Source organism: Propioniciclava sp. LT432, assembly GCF_059515965.1.
Window position 1 is genome coordinate 78,038 of the sequence record NZ_JCAKNE010000021.1, and the last position, 18,441, is coordinate 96,478.

An 18,441-nucleotide genomic window follows, 5' to 3' on the forward strand; every position below is an offset into this window, starting at 1 on the left:
GGGCGAACACCCACGCGACAACCTTTCCAATCGTATCGTTCGGAGCCCCCCAGTCAAACTCGGTCACGACTGGTTGCTGCGCGCGACGTCCGGCGTCCGCCCCGGGCTCGCTGCGCCGGGACGCCGACGGCCCCGCAACCGATCAGGTTGCGGGGCCGGCGGGTTGTCACAGGGACCGCGGCGTCACTCGTTGCTGCCGCCGCGACCCTTCTCGATGATCTCCTCGGCCACCGACTTCGGCACCTCACCGTAGGAGTGGAACTCCATGGAGTACGACGCCTGGCCGGAGGTCTTCGACCGCAGGTCGCCGACGTAGCCGAACATCTCCGACAGCGGGACGAGCGCGCGGACGACCTGGTTGCCGTGCGCCTCCTCCATGCCCTGGACATGGCCACGGCGGGAGTTGATGTCACCGATCACGGTGCCGAGGTAGTCGTCCGGCGTGGTGACCTCGACGGCCATCAGCGGCTCCAGCAGGGCCGGGTCGGCCTTGCGCGCGGCCTCCTTGAAGACCATCGAGCCGGCGATCTTGAACGCGAGTTCGGAGGAGTCGACGTCGTGGTAGGCGCCATCCATCAGCGTGACCTTGATGTCCTCGACCGGGTAGCCGGCGAGCGGGCCGAAGGCCATGGCCTCCTGGATGCCCTGGTCCACCGCGGGGATGTACTCCTTCGGGATGCGGCCACCGGTGACGCCGTTGACGAACTCGTAGCCCGCGCCCGCCTCCTGCGGCTCCAGGGCGACGAGCACCTTGGCGTACTGGCCCGAACCACCCGACTGCTTCTTGTGGGTGTACTCGACCTTCTCAACCGGGCGGCGGAGGGTCTCACGGTAGGCCACCTGCGGCTTGCCGATGTTGGCCTCGACCTTGAACTCGCGGCGCATGCGGTCGATCAGCACCTCGAGGTGCAGCTCGCCCATGCCGGCGATGATGGTCTGACCGGTCTCCTCGTCGGTGTGGACGCGGAAGGTGGGATCCTCCTCGGCGAGGCGCTGGATGGCCGTGCCGAGCTTCTCCTGGTCGGACTTGGTCTTCGGCTCGATCGCCTGCTCGATGACGGGGTTCGGGAACTCCATCGACTCGAGGATGATCGGGTTGCCCGGGTCGGAGAGGGTCTCACCGGTGGTGGTGTCCTTGAGGCCCATGACCGCACAGATCATGCCGGCGCCGATCTCTTCGATCTCCTGACGCTTGTTGGCGTGCATCTGGTAGATCTTGCCGATCCGCTCCTTCTTGCCCTTGGTCGCGTTCAGCACCTGCATGCCCGACTTCAGCACCCCGGAGTAGACACGGACGTACGTGAGGCGACCCAGGTGGGGGTCCGCGGCAATCTTGAACGCCAGCACCGAGAGGGGCTCGTCGTTCGACGGATGCCGCTCGAGCCTCACAGACTCGTCGCCGGGCTTGAAGCCGTCGATGGCGGGGATGTCCAGCGGGGACGGCAGGTAGTCGATGACCGCATCCAGCATCGGCTGGACACCCTTGTTCTTGAACGAGGTGCCACAGACGACGGCGGTGAACTTCGACGCCAGCACACCGCGGCGGATGGCCGCCTTGATGGTCGGAACGTCGAGCTCATCCCCCGAGTCCTCGGCCAGCAGCCAAGCCTCGGCGAACTCGTCGTCGTGGTCGGCCAGGGTCTGGATGAGCTCCTCGCGAGCCTCGGCGGCGCGATCGGCCATGTCGGCCGGGATCTCCTCGACGGTGTAGTCCTCGCCGATCTTCGTCTCGCCGCGCCACATGAGGGCGCGCATGCCGACCAGGTCGATGACACCCTGGAAGTCAGCCTCGGCCCCCACGGGCAGCTGGAGGACGGCGGCGACGGCGTTGAGGCGCTCGCGGATGGTCTTGACGACGAAGTCGAAGGACGCACCGGTGCGGTCGAGCTTGTTGACGTAGCAGATGCGGGGGACGCCGTACTTGTTGGCTTGCCGCCACACGGTCATGGACTGCGGCTCGACGCCGGCGACGCCGTCGAACACCGTGACCGCACCGTCGAGGACGCGGAGCGAACGCTCCACCTCGACCGTGAAGTCCACGTGGCCGGGGGTGTCGATGATGTTGATCTGGTTGTCGTGCCAGAAGCAGGTCGTCGCGGCGGACGTGATGGTGATGCCGCGCTCCTGCTCCTGCTCCATCCAGTCCATCGTGGCCGAGCCCTCGTGCGTCTCACCGATCTTGTAGTTGATGCCGGTGTAGAACAGGATGCGCTCGGTGGTCGTGGTCTTGCCCGCGTCGATGTGGGCCATGATGCCGATGTTGCGGACCTTGGCCAGGTCGGTCTTGATGTCAATGGCCACGGGTTGTTTCCCCTCTAGTTACGTATTGTTCGTGTCGACTCGGGACAGCCGTGAAGCTCCCTCCCGCCTCGCGGCGGGAGAGAGCTTCAAGGAATTCACCAGCGGTAGTGGGCGAAGGCGCGGTTCGCCTCGGCCATCTTGTGCGTGTCCTCACGCTTCTTGACGCTGGCGCCCAGGCCGTTCGAGGCATCCAGCAGCTCGTTCATGAGACGCTCGGTCATCGTCTTCTCGCGGCGCTGACGCGAGTAGCTGACCAGCCAGCGCATCGCCAGGGTGGTGGCGCGGGCGGGCTTGACCTCGACGGGGACCTGGTAGGTCGCGCCACCGACGCGGCGGGACTTGACCTCGACCGCCGGACGGATGTTGTCGAGCGCCTTCTTCAGCGTCTGCACCGGGTCGACGCCGGACTTGGCTCGGGTACCCTCGAGCGCACCGTAGACGATGTGCTGGGCGGTGGTCTTCTTGCCGTCGAGCAGGATCTTGCTCACCAGCTGGGAGACCAGCGGGGAGCCGTAGACGGGGTCGACGACGAGCGGCCGCTTGGGGGCCGGTCCCTTGCGAGGCATTACTTCTCCTTCTTCGCGCCGTAGCGGCTGCGGGCCTGCTTGCGGTTCTTGACACCCTGGGTGTCGAGCGAACCGCGGATGATCTTGTACCGAACGCCCGGGAGATCCTTCACGCGGCCGCCGCGCACGAGCACCATCGAGTGCTCCTGCAAGTTGTGACCGACGCCGGGGATGTATGCGGTCACCTCGATGCCCGAGGACAGGCGGACACGTGCAACCTTGCGAAGGGCCGAGTTCGGCTTCTTCGGGGTCGTGGTGTACACGCGCGTGCACACACCGCGGCGCTGGGGCGAGCCCTTCAGCGCGGGGGTGTTGCTGGTCGTCTTCTTGTCACTGCGGCCCTTGCGGACCAACTGCTGGATTGTGGGCACCGGCTGGAAATCCTTCGTTCGAGTTTGTCTGGCCCCCTACCGGGCGCCAAGCACTTGGTGCACGCCGACCTCTGACGAGAGCTCGCAGGGCTCCACGGACATCAACCGACGTGGGGACGAACCCGCCGGTCACACCCACGCGGGGGAGCCACGGCTGGCACGAAGTTGTTCAGTTGCCTGAACACAACGACAAAGACTAGTGGTTAGACCCGGAGGCGGTCAAAAGACGGACCGTGGGTACCTCGGGACATGACTAGCCGAAGAGCGTTGTTCCCAGTCTAGCCGGGTGGGCCGCACGCCCCCAACTCGGGTTGCAGGACGGGGCCGACAGCCATCCGTAGTGTGTGGCATTTCCGGGTGGAATGACCCCAAGGATCCTTGGGGTCATTCCACCCGGAAATGCCTCAGGGGGAGCCGCAGACCCGTCAGCACGAGAAGGGCCCCGGAACCACTGGGTTCCGGGGCCCTCCGCGCTCAGCCGAGCAAGGATCAGCTGAAGTCGCCCAGGTCGAACTCGTCGCTCGGCATGACCGGCGCGACGCCGGCGATGTCGTAGTCGTACGGGTCGTAGCTGAGGTCGTACGCCGCGGCGCGCGCCTCGGCGGTCGGCTCCACCCGGATGTTGCGGTAGCGGTCGAGACCGGTGCCCGCCGGGATGAGCTTGCCCAGGATGACGTTCTCCTTGAGGCCGACCAAGGAGTCCGACTTGGCCTGGATGGCCGCGTCGGTGAGCACCTTGGTGGTCTCCTGGAAGGACGCCGCCGACAGCCAGCTCTCGGTGGCCAGCGACGCCTTGGTGATGCCCATGAGGACGGGACGGCCCTGCGCGGGCGTCCGGCCCTCGGTGATGGCCTTGCGGTTCTCGGCCTCGAAGAGGGCACGGTCGACCAGGTCACCCGGCAGGATGTTGGTCTCGCCCGACTCGATGACCGTCACGCGGCGCAGCATCTGGCGGATGATGATCTCGATGTGCTTGTCGTGGATCGGAGCGCCCTGCGTCCGGTACACGGCCTGCACCTCGTCGACCAGGTGCTCCTGGACCTTGCGGAGTCCGTTGACGCGCAGGATGTCCTGCGGGTCGAGCGTGCCGGCCCAGAGCTGCTGGCCCGCCTCGACGTGGTCGCCATCGCCGATCGAGTGGCGGACCATGGCGGCGTCCTCCCACTCCAGGCGCACACGACGCGGCAGCGGGTACTCCAAGTCCTCCTCTCCGTCGTCGCGGACGAGGACGAGCTTGCGTGTGCGCTCCCCCTCCTCCAGCCGCAGGCGGCCGGCCGCCTCGGCGATCGGGGCCTTGCCCTTGGGCGTCCGGGCCTCGAAGAGCTCGCCGACACGCGGCAGGCCCTGCGTGATGTCGTCGCCGGCCACACCACCGGTGTGGAAGGTACGCATGGTCAGCTGGGTGCCGGGCTCGCCGATGGACTGCGCCGCGACGATGCCAACGGCCTCGCCCACGTCGACGAGCTTGCCGGACGCCAGCGAGCGGCCGTAGCACAGCGCGCAGGTACCGACCTTCGACTCACAGGTCAGGACCGAGCGGACCTTGACCTCGGTCACGCCGGCGGAGATCAGCTTGTTGATCTCCTGGTCACCGAGGTCGGTGCCGGCTGCGACCAGCACCTCGCCGTTGGCGTCCGTGACGTCGGAGGCCAGCGTGCGGGCGTAGACCGAGGTCTCGACGTTGAACGCCGGACCGACCTTGCCGTCACGGCCCGTGGCCACGATGACCTTGGTCAGGCCACGCTCGGTGCCACAGTCCTCCTCGCGGATGATGACGTCCTGGCTGACGTCGACCAGACGACGGGTCAGGTAACCCGAGTCGGCCGTGCGCAGGGCGGTGTCGGCCTGCCCCTTGCGTCCACCGTGGGTGGAGATGAAGTACTCCAGGACGGACAGGCCCTCGCGGAAGTTCGACTTGATCGGACGCGCGATGATCTCGCCCTTCGGGTTGGCCACGAGGCCGCGCATGGCGGCGATCTGACGCATCTGCGTCATGTTTCCTCGCGCACCCGAGTTCACCATCATGAAGATCGGGTTCTCGGAGGTGAAGTTCGCCTCCATGGCCGCGGTCAGCTCGGCGGTGGCGTCGGTCCACAGCTGGACGAGCTCCTGCTGGCGCTCCTCCTCCGTGACCTTGCCGCGCTCGAACTGGCGGGTGATCTTCGTGGCCCGTGCGTCGTAGGACGCCAGGATCTCGGGCTTGGACGGCGGGGTCTGGATGTCCGAGATGGACACGGTGACGCCGGAGCGGGTCGCCCAGCGGAAGCCGATGTCCTTCAGGCGGTCCAGCGTGCGGGCCACGTCGACCTTCGGGTAGCGCTCGGCGAGGTCGTTGACGATCTGGCCCAGCTGCTTCTTGCCCACGCTGTTGTTCACGTAGGGGTAGTCGGCCGGGAGCGCCTCGTTGAACAGGGCGCGACCCAGGGTCGTCTCCAGCATGTAGGTGCCGTCCTCGCGGACCTGGACCCCCACGGGCGGCTCGAGCCCGGAGATGCGGATCGTGATCTTGGTGTTGATCTTGATCTCGCCCCGGTCGAACGCCATGTAGGCCTCGTCCTTGCTGACGAACACGCGTCCCTCGCCGGGCTGCCCGTCACGGGCGGTGGTGAGGAAGTAGTGGCCGATGATCATGTCCTGCGTCGGCAGGGTGACCGGGCGGCCGTCAGCCGGCTTGAGGATGTTGTTCGTCGACAGCATGAGGATGCGCGCCTCGGCCTGGGCCTCGGCGGACAGCGGCAGGTGGACAGCCATCTGGTCGCCGTCGAAGTCGGCGTTGAACGCGGTGCAGACGAGCGGGTGCAGCTGGATGGCCTTGCCCTCGATCAGCTGCGGCTCGAACGCCTGGATGCCGAGGCGGTGCAGGGTGGGTGCACGGTTCAGCAGGACCGGGTGCTCCTGGATGACCTCTTCGAGGACGTCCCACACCACCGGGCGCTGGCGCTCGACCATGCGCTTGGCCGACTTGATGTTCTGGGCCAGGTTCAGGTCGTCCAGTCGCTTCATGACGAACGGCTTGAACAGCTCCAGCGCCATGTTCTTCGGCAGGCCGCACTGGTGCAGCTTGAGCTGCGGGCCGACGACGATGACCGAACGGCCGGAGTAGTCGACGCGCTTGCCCAGCAGGTTCTGGCGGAACCGGCCCTGCTTGCCCTTGAGCATGTCCGAGATGGACTTCAGCGGACGGTTGCCGGGGCCGGTCACCGGACGCCCACGGCGTCCGTTGTCGAACAGCGAGTCGACGGCCTCCTGGAGCATCCGCTTCTCGTTGTTCACGATGATCTCGGGGGCACCGAGGTCGAGCAGGCGCTTGAGGCGGTTGTTGCGGTTGATGACGCGGCGGTACAGGTCGTTGAGGTCGGAGGTCGCGAAGCGGCCACCGTCCAGCTGCACCATCGGACGCAGGTCCGGCGGGATGACCGGGACGGCGTCCAGCACCATGCCCACCGGGCTGTTGGTGGTGGTCAGGAAAGCGGACACGACCTTGAGGCGCTTGAGCGCGCGGGTCTTGCGCTGGCCCTTGCCGGTCGCGATCGTCTCACGCAGGCGCTCCGACTCGGCCTGGAGGTCGAAGTCGGTGAGGCGACGCTTGATCGCCTCGGCGCCCATGAAGCCCTCGAAGTACTTGCCGAAGCGGCTCTTCATCTCGCGGTAGAGGATCTCGTCACCCTCGAGGTCCTGGACCTTCAGGCTCTTGAAGCGGGCCCACACGGCGTCCAGGCGGTCGAGTTCGCGCTGGGCACGATCACGGCTCAGCTTGACCTCACGCTCGCCCATGTCGCGGACGCGCTTCTTCTGGTCGGCCTTGGCACCCTCGGCCTCCAGGGCGGCGAGGTCCTCCTCGATCTTCTGCAGGCGCGCCTCGACGTCGGCGTTCATGCGGGCGGTGATCTGCTTGCGCTCGACCTCGACCTTGCCCTCGAGCGAGGTCAGGTCACGGTGGCGGGCCTCCTCGTCGACCGAGGTGATCATGTACGCGGCGAAGTAGATGACCTTCTCGAGGTCCTTCGGCGCGATGTCGAGCAGGTAGCCCAGACGGCTCGGGACACCCTTGAAGTACCAGATGTGGGTGACCGGCGCGGCCAGCTCGATGTGGCCCATGCGCTCGCGGCGGACGTTGGAGCGGGTGACCTCGACGCCACAGCGCTCGCAGATGATGCCCTTGAAGCGCACACGCTTGTACTTGCCGCAGTAGCACTCCCAGTCCCGGGTGGGACCGAAGATCTTCTCGCAGAACAGGCCGTCACGCTCGGGCTTGAGCGTGCGGTAGTTGATCGTCTCAGGCTTCTTGACCTCGCCGTGGCTCCACTCGCGGATCTGGTCCGCGGTGGCCAGCCCGATGCGCAACTTGTCGTAGAAGTTGACGTCCAGCACGTTTCTTCCTTCTCTCCCCTGCCGGGGGATTTCTGTTCAGACCAGTGGCCGCTGGTCCGGACGGCCCGCGCGAGGCGCCTCGCGCGGGGGGTGCAGGTTCAGGTTCCTGCGGGGTGGGCGGACGCCGAGGGGCACCCCGGCGTCCGCTTGGCCTTGCTCAGACCTCGTCGATGTCGGCGAACGAGTCCGCACCGGGGCGACGGCTCAGGTCGATCCCGAACTCGTCGGCGCGGTGGTAGTCGTCCTCGGAATCCTTCAGTTCGACCACGGTGCCGTCGGAGGACAGGACCTCGACGTTCAGGCAGAGCGACTTCATCTCCTTGACGAGAACCTTGAACGACTCGGGGATACCGGGTTCGGGGATGTTCTCGCCCTTGACGATCGCCTCGTAGACCTTCACGCGGCCCGGGACGTCGTCGGACTTGATGGTGAGGAGCTCCTGCAGGGCCCAGGCGGCGCCGTAGGCCTCCATCGCCCACACCTCCATCTCACCGAAGCGCTGGCCACCGAACTGCGCCTTGCCACCCAGCGGCTGCTGCGTGATCATCGAGTACGGGCCGGTCGAACGGGCGTGGATCTTGTCGTCGACCAGGTGGTGCAGCTTCAGCATGTAGATGTAGCCGACGCCCACGCGCTCCGGGTACGGCTCGCCGGAGCGACCGTCGAAGAGCTGCGCCTTGCCACCGGCGTCCACCATCTTGAGGCCGTCGCGCTGCGGCAGGCCGTTCTCGAGCAGGCCGGCGATCTCCCCCTCGTTCGCACCGTCGAACACCGGCGTCGCCAGGTTGGTCTTCGGCTCGACGTGGCCGAGGCCGACGTCCTTGAGGCGGTTGGCCCAGGGCTCGTCGACGCCCTCGATGTCCCAGCCGCTGTGGGCGATCCAGCCGAGGTGCGTCTCGAGCACCTGGCCGACGTTCATGCGGCTCGGCACGCCGAGCGGGTTGAGGACGATGTCCACGGGGGTGCCGTCCTCGAGGAACGGCATGTCCTCGACGGGCAGAATCTTCGAGATGACGCCCTTGTTGCCGTGGCGTCCGGCCAGCTTGTCGCCGTCGGAGATCTTGCGCTTCTGGGCCACGTAGACGCGGACCAACTGGTTCACGCCGGGGGGCAGCTCGTCGCCCTCGTCGCGGTCGAACACGCGGACGCCGATGACCGTGCCGGTCTCGCCGTGCGGCACCTTCATGGAGGTGTCGCGGACCTCCCGGGCCTTCTCACCGAAGATGGCGCGCAGCAGGCGCTCCTCCGGGGTCAGCTCGGTCTCGCCCTTCGGGGTGACCTTGCCGACGAGGATGTCGCCCGTACCCACCTCGGCGCCGATGCGGACGATGCCGCGCTCGTCGAGGTCGGCGAGCATGTCGTCGCCGACGTTGGGGATGTCACGGGTGATCTCCTCGGGGCCCAGCTTGGTGTCGCGGGCGTCGATCTCGTGCTCCTCGATGTGGATCGAGGTGAGCACGTCGTCCTGGACGAGGCGCTGGCTGAGGATGATCGCATCCTCGTAGTTGTGGCCCTCCCACGGCATGAACGCCACGAGGAGGTTGCGGCCGAGAGCCATCTCGCCGTTGTCGGTGCAGGCGCCGTCGGCGAGCGGGGTGCCCACCTCGACCCGGTCACCGTCGGCGACCAGCGGGCGCTGGTTGATGCAGGTCGTCTGGTTGGACCGGACGAACTTCGCCATGCGGTAGCTGGTCTGCGTGCCGTCGTCGTTCATCACGTCGATGATGTCGCCCGAGACGGAGGTCACCACACCGGCCTTGTTGGCCACGGTCACCTCGCCGGCGTCGACCGCACCGCGGTACTCCATGCCGGTGCCCACGTACGGGGCCTCGTTGCGGAGCAGCGGGACGGCCTGGCGCTGCATGTTCGCGCCCATGAGCGCACGGGACGCGTCGTCGTGCTCGAGGAACGGGATCAGCGCGGTGGCGACCGACACCATCTGGCGCGGGGAGACGTCCATGTAGTGCACCTCGGACGCCGGGACCTCAGCGGCGTCGCCGTCCTTGACACGGACGAGCACGCGCTCCTCGGTGAACCGGCCCTGGTCGTCGAGCACGGCGTTGGCCTGCGCGACGATGTAGCGGTCCTCCTCGTCGGCGGTGAGGTAGTCGATCTGGTCGGTCACGTGGCCGTCGACGACCTTGCGGTACGGCGTCTCGATGAAGCCGAACGCGTTGACGCGGGCGAAGGACGCCAGCGAGCCGATCAGGCCGATGTTCGGGCCTTCAGGGGTCTCGATGGGGCACATGCGGCCGTAGTGCGACGGGTGGACGTCGCGGACCTCCATGCCGGCGCGATCACGGGACAGACCGCCGGGCCCCAGGGCCGACAGGCGACGCTTGTGGGTCAGGCCCGCCAGCGGGTTGTTCTGGTCCATGAACTGCGACAGCTGCGAGGTGCCGAAGAACTCCTTCAGCGCCGCCACGACGGGACGGATGTTGATCAGCGTCTGCGGCGTGATCGCCTCGATGTCCTGCGTGGTCATGCGGTCGCGGACCGTGCGCTCGAGGCGGCCGAGGCCGATGCGGAGCTGGTTCTGGATCAGCTCGCCGACCGTGCGGAGGCGACGGTTGCCGAAGTGGTCGATGTCGTCCGTCTCGACGGGGACGTCACCGAGCATCTCCTGGCCGTCGTGCAGGGCCACCACGTAGCGGATGGACGCGACGATGTCCTCCATCGTCAGCACCTGCTGGTCGAACGGCAGCGACAGGCCGAGCTTCTTGTTGATCTTGTAGCGACCGACCTTGGCGGTGTCGTACCGCTTCGGGTTGAAGTAGTAGTTGTCGAGCATCGCCTGCGCGGCCTCACGCGTCGGCGGCTCGCCCGGGCGCAGCTTGCGGTACAGGTCGAGCAGCGCCTCGTCCGTGTTGGCAGTGTTGTCCTTCTCCAGGGTGAGCCGGATGGACTCGTACTCGCCGAACTCCTCGAGGATCTGCTCGTTCGTCCAGCCCAGGGCCTTCAGCAGGACGGTCACGTTCTGCTTGCGCTTGCGGTCGAGGCGAACGCCGACCATGTCGCGCTTGTCGACCTCGAACTCGAGCCACGCGCCGCGCGAGGGGATGATCTTGCAGCTGAAGATGTCCTTGTCGGACGTCTTGTCCGGGGTCTGCTCGAAGTAGACACCCGGGCTGCGGACGAGCTGCGACACGACGACACGCTCGGTGCCGTTGATGACGAATGTGCCCTTGTCGGTCATCAGGGGGAAGTCACCCATGAACACGGTCTGGGACTTGATCTCACCGGTCTCGTTGTTCACGAACTCGGCGGTGACGAAGAGGGGCGCCGCGTACGTGACGTCGCGGTCCTTGCACTCCTCGACCGTGTACTTCGGCTCCTCGAAGCGGTGGTCGCGGAAGCTCAGCGACATCGTCTCGGAGAGGTCCTCGATCGGGGAGATCTCCTCGAAGATCTCCTCCAGACCGGACTTCGTGTTGATGTCGGTGCGTCCCTCCGCCAAGGCATCCGCGACGCGCTGGCGCCACACGTCGTTGCCGACGAGCCAGTCGAAGGAGTCGACCTGCAGATCAAGGAGGTTGGGTACTTCCATGGGCTCGTGGATCTTCGCGAACGAGATCCGGCCAACACTGGAAACGACGTTGGTGTTCTTCGACGCAGTGCGCGAGACGGCCAAGACTATGGTCCTTCCAATAGAACCCGGGCTGGGAGGTTCTTTGCATGCGAAACGCCCCGCGTCAAATCGTCACGGGTCGTCAATTGGGGCAAAGCCTGATGCTAGCCTGCCTGGAAGGATCGCGCAAGTCTCACCACGCCCCACCCTGCCTCCGCGAGCCACGTTGCTCCGGGGGCGGACGCGAGAAGCTTACAGCTCCCTCGGGCCGAACGCACCCACCACAGGGGTGTCGGCGGACGCGAAAGGGCCCGCAGGACGGATCCCGCGGGCCCTTCTGTGCTCTGCGTCAGTGCGCAGGCGCCGAGGTCACTTGACGGTGACGGTGGCGCCGGCGGCCTCGAGCTGCTCCTTGGCCTTGTTGGCCGCGTCGCGGGCAACCTTCTCCAGGACTGCCTTCGGGGCGGCCTCGACGAGGTCCTTGGCCTCCTTGAGGCCGAGGGACGTGAGGGCGCGCACCTCCTTGATGACCTGGATCTTCTTCTCGCCGGCGGACTCGAGGATGACGTCGACCTCGTTGGAGACCTCCTCCTCCTCGACCGCGGCGGCGGCGGGGGCAGCGCCGGCGGCGGCCACGGCCACCGGGGCGGCGGCGGTGACGCCGAAGGCATCCTCGAACAGCTTGACGAACTCGGAGAGCTCGATCAGGGTCATCTCCTTGAAGGCGTCAAGGAGCTCGTCGTTGGTGAGCTTCGCCATGGTGTGGCTTCCTTTCAATTACTCCGCGGACTCGGCCGCGGTGTCGTCTGCCTCGGCAGCGGGCGCTGCCTCGGGTGCCGAGGCAGCCTCGGCGGTGTCGGGCTTCTGGTCAGTCTCGGGGGCAGCCTCGCCGGCGCCACCGATGAGGGACGGGTTCTCCCCCGCCGCGGCCTCCAGGGCGCCGAAGGCACGAGCGGCCTGCGACAGCGGAGCAGCGATGAGGTACACAGCCTTGCTGAGGTTCGCCTGCATGGCACCAGCCAGCTTGGCGAGAAGGACCTCGCGCGACTCGAGGTCGGCGAGCTTCTTCACAGCATCGGCGTCGAGGACACGACCGTCCATGACGCCACCCTTGATGACCAGAAGCGGGTTGTCCTTCGCGAAGTCGCGCAGACCCTTCGCAACGGTGGCAACGTCACCGTTGATGAAGGCGATCGCCGTCGGACCGGTGAGCTGCTCGTCGAGCCCCTCGATTCCGGCTTCCTTGGCGGCGATCTGGGTCAGAGTGTTCTTCGCGACGGCGTATGTGGCGTCCTCACCGAGAGCACGGCGCAGGGCCTTGATGCTCTTCACGGTGAGACCGCGGTACTCGGTCAGCACTGCAGCGTTCGCGCTGCTGAAGGCATCCTTCAGCTCAGCGACCGCAGCTGCCTTGTCCGGCCTCGCCATGGGTCTCCTTCCCACTTCTTGTAGTCAGGCCCAAGACATGGAAAAACCCCGAGCGCAAGCGCACGGGGCACGCTGGAGGCCAGCGATTCGATCGTGACACCTGCGCGGGATTTACACTGCCCGGGGGCAGACACCAGCGGTCTTCGGCTTCGAGGACCCACTCTACGCCAAAGGCGCGGCCACGCCCAAATCGGCGGGCTCCCTGTTGCCGAGGGCTCGGGTTCAGTGCGCAGAGGGCTCGGGTTCAGTGCGTCGAGGGGCTCGGGTTCACTGCGTCGAGGGCTCGGGTTCAGTGCGTCCAGGGCCGTGCTACGCCGTCCGGCCACCGTGCGCCTGGGTGCGCGAAAGGGCCCCCAGCCTAGCTGGGGGCCCTTTCTTGTCACCCCTTTTGGGGGGTGTGTTCGGCGGTGTCCTACTCTCCCACACCCTCGCGAGTGCAGTACCATCGGCGCTGCAAGGCTTAGCTTCCGGGTTCGGAATGGGACCGGGCGTTTCCCTTGCGCAATGGCCACCGAAACAATCTGTAATTGTCGTCCCACACCTGGGTGTGGGGGGAAACAACCAACTGTTTGCTGGTCAAGATATCGTATAGTGGACGCGAGCGTTAGCAGATATTGTTGGGTCTCGTCACTGTTTGGTGTAGTGACAAGCCCTCGGCCTATTAGTACCAGTCAGCTCCACACATTACTGTGCTTCCACATCTGGCCTATCAACCCCATGGTCTGTAGGGGGCCTTACCCACTCAAGGTGGTGAGAGTCCTCATCTTGAAGCGTGCTTCCCGCTTAGATGCTTTCAGCGGTTATCATTTCCCAACGTAGCCAACCAGCCGTGCCCTTGGCAGGACAACTGGCACACCAGAGGTTGGTCCGTCCCGGTCCTCTCGTACTAAGGACAGCCCTTCTCAAGACTCTAACGCGCGCAGCGGATAGGGACCGAACTGTCTCACGACGTTCTAAACCCAGCTCGCGTGCCGCTTTAATGGGCGAACAGCCCAACCCTTGGGACCGACTCCAGCCCCAGGATGCGACGAGCCGACATCGAGGTGCCAAACCATGCCGTCGCTATGGACGCTCGGGCAAGATCAGCCTGTTATCCCCGGGGTACCTTTTATCCGTTGAGTGACGGCGCTTCCACACGCCACCGTCAGATCACTAGTCCCGACTTTCGTCCCTGCTCGACATGTCTGTCTCACAGTCAAGCTCCCTTGTGCACTTACACTCAACACCTGATTGCCAACCAGGCTGAGGGAACCTTTGGGCGCCTCCGTTACCTTTTGGGAGGCGACCGCCCCAGTCAAACTACCCATCAGGCACTGTCCCTGAACCCGATCAGGGTCCGAGGTTAGATAACCAGAACGACCAGAGTGGTATTTCAACGATGACTCCACCATCACTGGCGTGACAGCTTCAAAGTCTCCCACCTATCCTACACAAGTCGTACCGATCACCAATACCAAACTATAGTAAAGGTCCCGGGGTCTTTCCGTCCTGCTGCGCGTAACGAGCATCTTTACTCGTAATGCAATTTCGCCGAGTTCGTGGTGGAGACAGCGCCCAAATCGTTACTCCATTCGTGCAGGTCGGAACTTACCCGACAAGGAATTTCGCTACCTTAGGATGGTTATAGTTACCACCGCCGTTTACTGGGGCTTAAGTTCACCGCTTCGCTTGCGCTAACAGTTCCCCTTAACCTTCCAGCACCGGGCAGGAGTCAGTCCGTATACATCGTCTTTCAACTTCGCACGGACCTGTGTTTTTAGTAAACAGTCGCTTGGGCCTGGTCTCTGCGACCCTCACCGCTACCCTGCGCAAGGCAGTTGACGGATCAGGTCCCCCTTATCCCGAAGTTACGGGGGTATTTTGCCGAGTTCCTTCACCACGATTCTCTCGATCGCCTTGGTATTCTCTACCTATCCACCTGTGTCGGTTTGGGGTACGGGCGGCTCACAACTCGCTCACGAAGCTTTTCTAGGCAGCATAGGATCACCCACACCAGGGACAAGTCCCCAGTGCCATCACGTCTCAACCACACAGCACACGGATTTGCCAATGTGCCGGCCTACACGCTTAGCCCACGACAACCATCGCGTGGGATGGGCTACCTTCCTGCGTCCCTCCGCAGCTTGCCTACTACCGGCTCAGGTCACAGACTCAACCAACCAGACACCCCGAAGGGCACCACGGAAGGCCTCGCGTGCTTAGTATCACCGGCCTCGACACGGGCGTTGCTTCGCCGGTACCAGAATATCAACTGGTTGTCCATCGACTACGCCTGTCGGCCTCGCCTTAGGTCCCGACTCACCCAGGGCAGATTAGCTTGACCCTGGAACCCTTGGATATTCGGCGGACGGGTTTCCCACCCGTCTTTCGCTACTCATGCCTGCATTCTCACTCGTGTGCACTCCACGACTGGGTCACCCCGCCGCTTCACAGCACACACGACGCTCCCCTACCCAACCACACACCTGGCCCGAAGGCAGGTACACGCATGATTGCCACAGCTTCGGCGGACTGCTTGAGCCCCGCTACATTGTCGGCGCAGAATCACTTGACCAGTGAGCTATTACGCACTCTTTCAAGGGTGGCTGCTTCCAAGCCAACCTCCTGGTTGTCTTCGCAACTCCACATCCTTTTCCACTTAGCAGTCCCTTAGGGGCCTTAGCTGGTGATCTGGGCTGTTTCCCTCTCGACTATGAAGCTTATCCCCCACAGTCTCACTGCCGCCCTTCACTTACCGGCATTCGGAGTTTGGCTGATTTCGGTAAGCTTGTGGGCCCCCTAGACCATCCAGTGCTCTACCTCCGGCAAGAAACAGGCGACGCTGCACCTAAATGCATTTCGGGGAGAACCAGCTATCACGGAGTTTGATTGGCCTTTCACCCCTATCCACAGCTCATCCCCTCGGTTTTCAACCCAAGTGGGTTCGGTCCTCCACGACGTCTTACCGTCGCTTCAACCTGGCCATGGATAGATCACTCCGCTTCGGGTCCAGACCCGGCGACTCAAACGCCCTATTCGGACTCGCTTTCGCTACGGCTCCCCCACACGGGTTAACCTCGCCACCGAGCACTGACTCGCAGGCTCATTCTTCAAAAGGCACGCCGTCACCCCACAAAGAGGCTCCGACGGATTGTAGGCGGTCGGTTTCAGGTACTATTTCACTCCCCTCCCGGGGTACTTTTCACCTTTCCCTCACGGTACTTGTCCGCTATCGGTCATCAAGGAGTATTTAGGCTTGACGGGTGGTCCCGCCGGATTCACACAGAATTTCAGGGGTTCCGTGCTACTTGGGGTAACGACAACGAGGCAAACACATACGCCTACACGACTGTCACGCACTCTGGTACACCCTCCCAGGTGTTTCAGCTTCATGTTTGCTTTATCACTCGATGGGAGATCAGCAGCCCTCCCGAGTCGGCCCCACAACCCCCAACGTGCAACGCCTGCCAGCTATCACACACGCCAGGTTTGGCCTCTTCCGCTTTCGCTCGCCACTACTCACGGAATCACAATTGTTTTCTCTTCCTGTGGGTACTGAGATGTTTCACTTCCCCACGTTCCCTCCAACACCCCTATATATTCAGGATGAGGTCGCCCGACACAACTCGGGTCATTCGAGGTTTCCCTATTCGGAAATCCACGGATCAAAGCTCGTTTACCAGCTCCCCATGGCTTATCGCAGGTTACAACGTCCTTCATCGGCTCTTGATGCCAAGGCATCCACCGACCGCCCTTAGTAGCTTGTCACCAAACAAAAACGATCAACAAAATCTACAAAGATGCTCGCGTCCACTATACAATTCTCAAACAACAAACAAACACCAGAACCCAACCCCCAAACTGGGGACCAAACCCTGGCATCATCGTTGCGACACCCACCAAACCACGGCGGAAGTCCCAGAACCCAACAACGTGCCACCGCCCCCACCAGACTCCGAACACCCCACCCGTTCCACACACCACACGGTGCAGTACTAGACACGAAGCGCTCATCCCTGGCCGGGACTCGGTCAACACCATCCACAATTCAGTCACCCCGCCCCGCACACCACACTCGGATGTGAACGAGGACGACCCCCCACCCGTGACGGTGGATGAGGCACAGAGGCTCCCTAGAAAGGAGGTGATCCAGCCGCACCTTCCGGTACGGCTACCTTGTTACGACTTAGTCCTAATTACCGATCCCACCTTCGACAGCTCCCTCCACAAGGGTTGGGCCACCGGCTTCGGGTGTTACCGACTTTCATGACTTGACGGGCGGTGTGTACAAGGCCCGGGAACGTATTCACCGCAGCAATGCTGATCTGCGATTACTAGCGACTCCGACTTCATGGGGTCGAGTTGCAGACCCCAATCCGAACTGAGACTGGCTTTACGTGATTCGCTCACCCTCACGGGATCGCAACACTTTGTACCAGCCATTGTAGCATGCGTGAAGCCCTGGACATAAGGGGCATGATGACTTGACGTCATCCCCACCTTCCTCCGAGTTGACCCCGGCAGTCTCCCATGAGTTCCCGGCATAACCCGCTGGCAACATAGGACGAGGGTTGCGCTCGTTGCGGGACTTAACCCAACATCTCACGACACGAGCTGACGACAGCCATGCACCACCTGCACACCAGCCCGAAGGAAACAACATCTCTGCTGTCGTCTGGTGCATGTCAAACCCAGGTAAGGTTCTTCGCGTTGCATCGAATTAATCCGCATGCTCCGCCGCTTGTGCGGGCCCCCGTCAATTCCTTTGAGTTTTAGCCTTGCGGCCGTACTCCCCAGGCGGGGCACTTAATGCGTTAGCTACGGCACGGAGAACGTGGAAGTCCCCCACACCTAGTGCCCACCGTTTACGGCGTGGACTACCAGGGTATCTAAGCCTGTTCGCTCCCCACGCTTTCGCTCCTCAGCGTCAGGAAATGTCCAGAGAACCGCCTTCGCCACCGGTGTTCCTCCTGATATCTGCGCATTCCACCGCTCCACCAGGAATTCCGTTCTCCCCTACATCCCTCAAGTCTGCCCGTATCGAATGCAAGCACACAGTTAAGCTGTCTGTTTTCACATCCGACGCAACAAACCACCTACGAGCTCTTTACGCCCAATAAATCCGGACAACGCTCGCACCCTACGTATCACCGCGGCTGCTGGCACGTAGTTAGCCGGTGCTTCTTCTCCAGGTACCGTCAAATTCGCCCCTGGTGAAAGCGGTTTACAACCCGAAGGCCGTCATCCCGCACGCGGCGTTGCTGCATCAGGCTTCCGCCCATTGTGCAATATTCCCCACTGCTGCCTCCCGTAGGAGTCTGGGCCGTATCTCAGTCCCAGTGTGGCCGGTCGCCCTCTCAGGCCGGCTACCCGTCAAAGCCTTGGTAGGCCACTACCCCACCAACAAGCTGATAGGCCGCGAGTCCATCCCCCACCGAAAAAACTTTCCAAACACCCCCATGCGAAGACATCTGAATATGCGGTATTAGCAAGAATTTCTCCTCGTTATCCCACAGTGAAGGGCAGGTTACTCACGTGTTACTCACCCGTTCGCCACTAACCACCAAACAAGTTTGATGATCCGTTCGACTTGCATGTGTTAAGCACGCCGCCAGCGTTCGTCCTGAGCCAGGATCAAACTCTCCATCGAAAAACTGGAAAGCAATCACACTGACAAACCAACCCAAAAGTTGGCAATCAATCAATCACTCAAAGTGTCAGCCAAAACTGACAACGAGGACACACAAAAACCAAAGGTTATGTGTGCAAAAAATGAACCACAACACCCCAAAAGATGTCATAGCCACTGGCATTGACCTAAGCACGCTGTTGAGTTCTCAAACTTCCGACACACACC

7 protein-coding genes and 3 rRNA genes are annotated in these 18,441 nt (G+C 63.6%); all 10 read right to left on the reverse strand.

The window, feature by feature from the left end:
- Nucleotides 1-183 precede the first annotated feature (183 nt).
- The 10 genes from fusA to AC5YDV_RS13145 all read right to left on the reverse strand — a co-directional run bounded on the left by fusA (nt 184) and on the right by AC5YDV_RS13145 (nt 18,234).
- A complete protein-coding gene (gene fusA / locus AC5YDV_RS13100; RefSeq protein ID WP_496183687.1) occupies nt 184-2,301 on the reverse strand; it encodes an elongation factor G in 2,118 nt (705 codons plus the stop codon).
- Nucleotides 2,302-2,396: 95 nt separating this feature from the next.
- Nucleotides 2,397-2,867, reverse strand: a complete 471-nt coding sequence (gene rpsG / locus AC5YDV_RS13105) for a 30S ribosomal protein S7 (RefSeq protein ID WP_496183688.1) — start codon at nt 2,865-2,867, stop codon at nt 2,397-2,399.
- Nucleotides 2,867-3,238 (reverse strand): 30S ribosomal protein S12, encoded by a 372-nt coding sequence (rpsL, locus tag AC5YDV_RS13110; protein WP_496183689.1) that lies wholly within the window; start codon nt 3,236-3,238, stop codon nt 2,867-2,869. Before rpsL ends, rpsG begins: the two co-directional genes overlap by 1 nt.
- A gap of 489 nt (nt 3,239-3,727) precedes the next feature.
- On the reverse strand, nt 3,728-7,609 hold the full coding sequence (locus AC5YDV_RS13115) for a DNA-directed RNA polymerase subunit beta' (RefSeq protein WP_496183690.1): 3,882 nt from the start codon (nt 7,607-7,609) through the stop codon (nt 3,728-3,730).
- A gap of 157 nt (nt 7,610-7,766) precedes the next feature.
- Entirely contained in the window at nt 7,767-11,240 is a 3,474-nt protein-coding gene (rpoB, locus tag AC5YDV_RS13120; protein ID WP_496183691.1) for a DNA-directed RNA polymerase subunit beta, read from the reverse strand.
- A gap of 306 nt (nt 11,241-11,546) precedes the next feature.
- Nucleotides 11,547-11,936: a 50S ribosomal protein L7/L12 gene (gene rplL / locus AC5YDV_RS13125; protein WP_496183692.1), complete on the reverse strand. Its 390-nt coding sequence runs from the start codon at nt 11,934-11,936 to the stop codon at nt 11,547-11,549.
- Nucleotides 11,937-11,954: 18 nt separating this feature from the next.
- Complete coding sequence (gene rplJ / locus AC5YDV_RS13130) at nt 11,955-12,605, reverse strand: 50S ribosomal protein L10 (RefSeq protein WP_496183693.1); 651 nt, start codon at nt 12,603-12,605, stop codon at nt 11,955-11,957.
- Nucleotides 12,606-13,004: 399 nt separating this feature from the next.
- Nucleotides 13,005-13,121, reverse strand: a 5S ribosomal RNA gene (rrf, locus tag AC5YDV_RS13135).
- A 125-nt stretch (nt 13,122-13,246) separates the two neighbouring features.
- Nucleotides 13,247-16,352: ribosomal RNA gene (locus tag AC5YDV_RS13140) — 23S ribosomal RNA — on the reverse strand.
- Between the two features lie 369 nt (nt 16,353-16,721).
- Nucleotides 16,722-18,234, reverse strand: a 16S ribosomal RNA gene (locus AC5YDV_RS13145).
- The 16S, 23S and 5S rRNA genes sit together here, the layout of an rRNA operon.
- Nucleotides 18,235-18,441: the final 207 nt, after the last annotated feature.

Bases quoted from the DNA above. Each gene is read 5' to 3' on its own strand.
- rpsG (WP_496183688.1), bottom strand. From the start codon at position 2,867: ATGCCTCGCAAGGGACCGGCCCCCAAGCGGCCGCTCGTCGTCGACCCC.
- rplL (WP_496183692.1), bottom strand. From the start codon at position 11,936: ATGGCGAAGCTCACCAACGACGAGCTCCTTGACGCCTTCAAGGAGATG.
- rplJ (WP_496183693.1), bottom strand. From the start codon at position 12,605: ATGGCGAGGCCGGACAAGGCAGCTGCGGTCGCTGAGCTGAAGGATGCC.